Origin of the sequence: Gilliamella sp. Pra-s52 (assembly GCF_009795805.1) — a bacterium.
GTDB lineage: Bacteria > Pseudomonadota > Gammaproteobacteria > Enterobacterales > Orbaceae > Gilliamella.
Genome location: NZ_WTEY01000013.1, coordinates 58,671 through 65,036 on the forward strand (window position 1 = coordinate 58,671; position 6,366 = coordinate 65,036).

General features: G+C 35.9%; 9 protein-coding genes and 1 tRNA gene. 2 read left to right on the forward strand and 8 right to left on the reverse strand.

Going from position 1 to position 6,366, the window contains the following annotated elements; translation table 11 throughout:
- Positions 1-96: 96 nt before the first annotated feature.
- Together rep and GQ594_RS09520 are read left to right on the forward strand one after the other, a co-directional pair.
- A complete protein-coding gene (gene rep / locus GQ594_RS09515; RefSeq protein WP_160412488.1) occupies positions 97-2,112 on the forward strand; it encodes a DNA helicase Rep in 2,016 nt (671 codons plus the stop codon).
- Between the two features lie 221 nt (positions 2,113-2,333).
- Positions 2,334-2,410 (forward strand) — tRNA-Arg (locus tag GQ594_RS09520).
- A gap of 16 nt (positions 2,411-2,426) precedes the next feature.
- On the opposite strand, the gene GQ594_RS09525 is transcribed toward GQ594_RS09520, so the two are convergent.
- The 8 genes from GQ594_RS09525 to GQ594_RS09555 form a co-directional block, all read right to left on the reverse strand.
- Positions 2,427-3,479, reverse strand: coding sequence for a tyrosine-type recombinase/integrase (locus GQ594_RS09525; protein ID WP_160412487.1), 1,053 nt, complete (start codon positions 3,477-3,479; stop codon positions 2,427-2,429).
- Between the two features lie 274 nt (positions 3,480-3,753).
- Positions 3,754-4,062, reverse strand: coding sequence for a hypothetical protein (locus tag GQ594_RS09530; protein WP_160412485.1), 309 nt, complete (start codon positions 4,060-4,062; stop codon positions 3,754-3,756).
- Between the two features lie 19 nt (positions 4,063-4,081).
- Positions 4,082-4,336, reverse strand: coding sequence for a DUF3850 domain-containing protein (locus GQ594_RS09535; protein ID WP_160412483.1), 255 nt, complete (start codon positions 4,334-4,336; stop codon positions 4,082-4,084).
- A gap of 81 nt (positions 4,337-4,417) precedes the next feature.
- Positions 4,418-4,720, reverse strand: coding sequence for a hypothetical protein (locus GQ594_RS09540; protein ID WP_160416519.1), 303 nt, complete (start codon positions 4,718-4,720; stop codon positions 4,418-4,420).
- A gap of 131 nt (positions 4,721-4,851) precedes the next feature.
- Positions 4,852-5,304 carry a single-stranded DNA-binding protein gene (ssb, locus tag GQ594_RS09545; RefSeq protein WP_160412479.1) on the reverse strand — a complete coding sequence of 151 codons (453 nt, stop codon included), beginning with the start codon at positions 5,302-5,304 and terminating at the stop codon, positions 4,852-4,854.
- Complete coding sequence (locus GQ594_RS12310; RefSeq protein WP_272914561.1) at positions 5,294-5,419, reverse strand: hypothetical protein; 126 nt, start codon at positions 5,417-5,419, stop codon at positions 5,294-5,296. Before GQ594_RS12310 ends, ssb begins: the two co-directional genes overlap by 11 nt.
- 2 nt (positions 5,420-5,421) lie before the next feature.
- Positions 5,422-5,598 (reverse strand): hypothetical protein, encoded by a 177-nt coding sequence (locus GQ594_RS09550; RefSeq protein ID WP_160412477.1) that lies wholly within the window; start codon positions 5,596-5,598, stop codon positions 5,422-5,424.
- A gap of 93 nt (positions 5,599-5,691) precedes the next feature.
- The gene (locus GQ594_RS09555; protein ID WP_160412475.1) at positions 5,692-6,096 is read right to left on the reverse strand and encodes a hypothetical protein; all 405 of its coding nucleotides are present in this window, start codon (positions 6,094-6,096) and stop codon (positions 5,692-5,694) included.
- Positions 6,097-6,366: the final 270 nt, after the last annotated feature.

The window sequence follows — 6,366 nt, forward strand, 5'->3', positions numbered from 1 at the left end:
ATAAAATAGCAATTATTTTTACTTAAATGGCGATAATTGCGTGTAGCTAGTCTATCGTTATATACTAGCCCACCACTTTCATAATGGTTTTATTTTGTGCGTTTAAATTCAAGTCAACAAAAAGCTGTCGAATATGTTTCAGGCCCTTGCCTTGTTTTAGCGGGAGCAGGCTCTGGAAAAACTCGAGTTATTATTAATAAAATTGCCTATTTAATTCGTGTTAAAGAATACTTACCACGCCATATTGTTGCGGTTACTTTTACTAATAAAGCAGCCCGTGAAATGAAAGAACGTATAGCGCAATCACTTAGTAAACAAGAGGCGAGAGGGCTTAAAATTTCAACCTTTCATACGCTAGGGTTAGATATTGTTCGTCGAGAATACAAGCATATAGGTATTAAATCCAACTTTTCGCTATTTGATGATCATGATCAAACAGCATTACTTAAAGAGCTAACTCATCAATGGTTAGAAGGCGATAAAGACCTGATTAATCAATTACGTTCGACAATTTCTAATTGGAAAAATGATATCGTTGATTCCACTATGGCTATGGCAAGAGCGCAAACAAATAAAGAAAAGCTATTTGCTCACTGTTATCAGCTTTATGAAAAGCAGTTAAAGGCATGCAGTATTTTGGATTTCGATGATCTTATTTTACTACCTACACTATTACTAAAAAATAATGAGGAAGTGCGTGATAAGTGGCAAAATAAAATCCGTTATTTATTGGTTGATGAATATCAAGATACTAATACAAGTCAGTACGAGTTTATTAAATTACTGGTTGGTAATCGAGCCAAATTTACGGTTGTTGGTGATGATGATCAGTCCATTTACTCATGGCGAGGAGCAAGGCCACAAAATTTAGTATTACTAAAACAAGATTTTCCCAACTTAGAGGTCATAAAACTCGAACAAAACTACCGATCTTCGGGACGAATTTTGAAAGTTGCTAATATTTTAATTGAAAATAATCCGCATATTTTTGAAAAAAAACTGTTTTCAGAACATGGTTATGGTGAGGTATTAAGGGTTATTTCGGCTGATAGTGAAGAGCAAGAAACTGAAAAAGTCGTTAATGATTTAGTGGGGCACCGATTTGCTAATAATAGTCAATATGGTCAATACGCCATATTGTATCGTGGCAACCACCAAGCGCGTCTTATTGAAAAAATGTTAATGCAATATCGCATACCGTATCGAATATCAGGGGGGACTTCATTTTTTTCTCGTATAGAAATTAAAGATTTAATGGCATATTGGCGTTTATTGACCAATCCTGATGATGATAATGCATTTATCCGTATCATTAATACCCCAAAACGTGAAATTGGTCCTGCAACTGTTCAAAAACTAGGTGAATGGGCAAATCATCGTGGAGTTAGCTTATACCAAGCTAGCCACGACATGGGCTTAACTGAATTACTTTCTGGTAAACGGATGGAAACGCTGCATACGTTTATCCATTGGTTTGATACACTAATTCAAAAATCACACAGCGAACCAATGGACGCAATTCATGAGCTGTTGCATGGCATTAATTATGAAAGTTGGATTTATGAAACTTCAACCTCCCCAAAATCAGGTGAAATGCGTATGCGTAATGTCGAACAGCTAGTTAGCTGGTTAAATGATCTGTTGCAAGGTGATGATATTGATGAAAGTATGACGCTTGAACAAGCTGTGGCAAGATTCACTTTACGTGACATGCTAGAACGCAACGAAGCAGAAGAAGAGCTAGATCAAGTGCAACTTATGACTCTACATGCCTCTAAAGGGTTAGAATTCCCTTACGTCTATTTAGTTGGCATGTCTGAAGGTTTATTACCACACCAAAACAGTATTGATGAAGATAATATTGAAGAAGAGCGTCGCCTCGCTTATGTTGGTATTACTCGCGCACAGCAAGAACTAACTTTTTCATTTAGTCGGCAACGTAAACAATTTGGTGAAACAATATATACCGAACCTAGCCGTTTTTTATTAGAACTTCCGCAAGATGATTTGGTATGGCAAGATCAACGTAACGAACTATCTCCCGAAAAGAAAATGCAACAAGGACAAAGCCGATTAGCTATGTTAAAAGCTCAAATAGCCAAGTCTAAATAAGTATTAAAAATAATTAGTTATTTAAAAATGTAACCAAATAACTAAAAATTAAAGATAACAACATTTAATGTTATATATTAAATAAATTGTTTATAAGCTGATGATATCTATGACTTAAATTGATGATATTTTGTCAATTCAATGCAATAAACCATTAAAAATCATTGACGGATCGAAATAGCTTTATATAATACACAGCGTCTAATTAAAAAATAATTCCAGTCTCCTTAGCTCAGCTGGATAGAGCAACGGCCTTCTAAGCCGTAGGTCACAGGTTCGAATCCTGTAGGGGACGCCATTAAAACCTAAGATAATCAATCATTTACAACCGCCAAGTTCAGAGCTTGATTATCTTTATTTTTATTTTGTGACCAAATTGTGACTGCATTTGAAAAATGACTTAAATGTTCAGCGTTTAAGTGAGCATATTTTTTTACCATTTCCAACGTTTCCCAGCCACCTAACTCTTGTAGTGTAAAAAGAGGTGTTCCGCTTTGAACGTGCCAGCTCGCCCATGTGTGGCGCAAATCATGAAAATGAAAATCTTCAATATTACAAATTTCAGTAGCACGATTAAAAGCGCGCCGATCAATGTCTTTTAACGGATTATTATTTGTACTCACAAAAACATACTTGCTATTGATGAGTCGTCTATTTCTTAATAATTCAATAGCCTCATCATTTAATAGCAACGATCTTGCTTTTCCATTTTTTGCAATGTCGTTGCTTACTATAGCTATTTTGTTTTGAAAATCTATCTTATCCCAAGTTAGAGATAAAATCTCAGTTCGTCTTGCACCAGTTAATAACGCGAATAAACAAACATCACGCAACCAATCTATAGATATGTTGTTTAACATATCTTGGGCTTGTTGCTTTGTTATCCACCTCACCCGAACTTTTGGCTCTTTCTGTTTCCCAACGTACGGAACAGAGGATATCCAATTGTTCTTTTGGGCTAAACTCAACGCTCTGAGTATCGTTTTGCGATATTTATTTATCGTAGCTGGAGCTAACGGCTCTTTATTTTTTGCATTATGTGTTGGTAAATTATTATCTATCGTTTCACCAGTAATAGATGATAAATTTTTTCCGCCAAAAATAGAGCGCCAATATTTTGCATGACGAACTTTTGTTGCATAGTCTTTCTGACCTTTTCCGTCATTAAGTAGTAACAATAAAGCCTCATCAAATGTACGTTCTAAGCGCTTATCGAGTCGGCTTACCGCCCAGAGCTCATGCTTTACTTTGTCATGATATTCTTGAGCAAGCTTTTTATCACTTACCCCAGTAGAGCGTCTAATTCGCTCGCCGCTTGGCGTGCGGATGTCGATATAATAGACGCCATTTCTCTTTGATAATGACATTTTTTAATCTCCTTTTTGTCATTAACAAGAGCTAGCCGAATAACATTATTATTTCTTTTCTTGCTCTCGTCTATGTAATTTTGTAAATCTGATTCAGATATGCGCCAAAAGCCCCCGATTTTGTACATGTGATATTTTGCAGGATTTGCTCGTACCGTATGTTCAGATAGCTTCAACGTTTTTGCCACATATCGCATATCATGCAGCGGTGTCATTATTTACCCCTATAATTTCTTCTCATCTCTCATCAATAAATAACACTCAGTAATAGCAATTATTGCGCTTTGATTTCGTTGATGTGTTTTTGTGATTCCAACTCTTTAATACGTTCATTAAGCTGTTCAATTTGCCAATCTCTCCAGCCAAGTTCTGCTGCAATATCTGATTTACTATCCAACTTCTCACGTGTCATAGCTAATACATGCTTATCGTAATGGCTTAAAACAGGATAACTGAGAGTAAACATCTCATTAAATCGATTTTCTGGAGAATATAGCTTATCGACATTTGGTCGTAAAATTCCGCTATTTATCCCGTCCATCCATCGTTGCATTGCATCAGTTGTTTTTAGTGGTTTTTTCATCGTTCGCCGTCTCATTCTGTCATATAGATTTAAACTTTATGTTGATACTCAACATTACATACCCGTCGCGCAAATAATCAGTATCGTCTAAAATATGCGAAACAATAACGCCGCATTGATTACCTGTACGATTACCGTCCTGATCAATTTCATGCAACTTTAGAATATCTCCGACTTGATAATTTCGGTCGTTGTAGCGTATTTCAGCCTTTTTCATGTCTTTTACAACGTCCATGAAATGCTCTGATTTAATTTTTAGTTCGTGTGTTGTCATTATTGGATTCACCTTTAATATTTCGCCAAATTTGGCGTTAATACATTGGGCGTTAACTCCCTCATTGAGGGAGGATATTGTTTAACATTCTTCGATTATTACGTCATCTGGGCAATCAATTGTTAAAGCAGGGCTGTAATTGTGCCAATTAATTAACTGAATATTCCAATTTGGAATTGGTATACCCTCATTTACTGGAGCAACGCCAATCATCCAAACGCAGGGAGCAACGTACTCACCGATAACGTAAAGCTGATTTTCGCCAGAACTAACTTTGTATCTAGCTTTTTCATCGAAACAGTCGATTTCTTCGACAAGTTCTCCGTCAACTAATACACTAAAAATATCGTCGCTGTGACCCATGAAAGTTAATTGTTTTGTCATTATTGTTTCCTTTAGATAATAGAAATTGCACGCCAAATAATAGGCGCAGATATTTGTAATAAATTAATAGAATGGGGTGGTTGTTCAGTGGGTTATTAACAGATTTTGCGGGTAAATTTATAACTTATTGATTAGAATGGAATCCCATCATCAAATGTATCTTGCTGAGCCTGAGCTGGTGCAGTTTGCGGTTTAGGTTGTTGTGCTTGTTGCTGACTAGTGCTATCACTATCACGACTACCTAAAATTTGTAAAGTACCACCAATTGGGTTGATCACCACTTCTGTTGTATAGCGATCTTGTCCTGACTGGTCTTGCCATTTACGAGTTTGTAATTGCCCTTCAAGATAAACTTGTGAACCTTTTTTTAGGTATTCGCCCGCAATTTCAGCTAATTTACCAAATATAACAACGCGATGCCATTCAGTACGATCACGGTTTTCACCAGTTTGTTTATCCTTCCATGTTTCTGACGTTGCAATACTAATATTGGCAACGGCGTTACCATTAGACATGTAACGAACTTCGGGATCTTGACCTAAGTGTCCCACTAAAATTACTTTGTTTATTCCTCTATTTGCCATTTTTTCGCTCCAGTCGTTTATCAATTTGTTTTTGCATTTTTTCAATTTCTTTAACGCAAGCAATTGCCTCTTTTAATAGTTCAGTTCGTGTCAATGAGTTTTCACCTGTAATCATAATCACTCCGTTTTTCCAGTTTTTTTCACTTTTTTCACTTTAGTGATATTGAAATCATTACGCATAAACTCCAAAACGGACGCTAAAACAGCTTTTTCCAAATCAGTTGATTTGTCTATTTCATTAAATTTAAAACTGACTTCTTCGTTTTCTTTTTCTTCTATTTTCATAATAATCATGATTACTCCTTAAATGGCTTCTTTATAACGATAATGATTTCGTCAGCGTCAGCGTTGCAAGGTTTTTCATCAGGATATTTATGCCAATTCAATTTAGTCATTTTTTACCTCTATTAAATATTGATCTAATCCGCACAACTGTATTAACTCATGCGTGTAAATCCACGCCAAAACATGACAGCCATTAACATGCCCCCATTTATCGCTTCTTCTGTAATAACATGAGTTCTGAGTGCTAGTTATAATTTTTCCGTCTTGCGAAAATGAGGTGTTGCTTGGGTTACTAGCCAAAAACCATAAATTAGCTTTTAATGCGTCATAATCTTCTGTTAAACAACAATTGCTTTTCTGTATTTGAACATCTTCACTTGAGCAACATACATCAGTATCAAAGCTTTTTATATTCAGCAGTGTTAACGCATCATTGATCAATAATTCTGACGTTCGCCAGTAATCTTTATTCTGCTTCTCTGTTTGTGATTTGTTTAGAATAGCCATTTTAAAAACTCTCTGATGTAGTGATTTGGTTGGGTGTCACTCTGTCGCCAACGGCGTGACTACCGTCAATGTCATACACGGCTTGTATATTTCAAACTAGTGCGCAAATTGAAAAGGATGACAGGTCTCTGCTAACACTAATTATCAACGCATATACCAGACGTTATTTTGTAATAAAAATTGTCACTTGGACGGTTATGCGGCTTCTATTTGTTTGATTTTCTCATCAAGTTCTTGCAGAAATTTGATGACTTCTGTTTCTATCTCTTG